The sequence below is a fragment of the Pseudomonas sp. 05T35 genome, from assembly GCF_056396605.1.
The window spans coordinates 1-366 of the sequence record NZ_JBFTLU010001010.1 but is presented as its reverse complement, the minus strand read 5'-3'; the positions used below and the strand labels follow the sequence as shown (position 1 = coordinate 366).

The following is a 366-nucleotide window of genomic DNA, read 5'->3' as shown; positions in this document are numbered from 1 at the left end:
TAGTATTTCTTGATAAAGTCATCGATGGTATCAGCGATCACTTTTATTTCCTGAGTTGAGTCTTCCAACGCCTTGAGTTGTCCAGCAATGCGCCCAAATGCCAGATGGTCGCGCTCGATATCCTTGACCCGTGGGTGGATCGGTGCCTCGGTCTCCAGCAAGGCCCGCCGGATAATCTCTTCATTTTCATGGTGATGCCGCTCTGCGTCGCCATGCAAGGCTTCCAGTTCCTGAAACAACAACGTGCGATCATCGGCATCGGCGGACTCATGCTTCATTTTTCCCAGTAATGCTTTGATCTGGGTAATTTTTTTAGCCACCTCATGATGGTAGGTGTGCAGTTCATTCAACAGGGTGTTCATATAA

1 protein-coding gene is annotated in these 366 nt (G+C 48.6%); it reads right to left on the bottom strand.

Annotated elements, in window-relative coordinates:
• Positions 1 to 362 (bottom strand): hemerythrin domain-containing protein (locus AC1DH9_RS31150; RefSeq protein ID WP_477809589.1); only part of this gene is annotated, 362 nt, incomplete at its 3' end.
• Positions 363 to 366 lie beyond the last annotated feature (4 nt).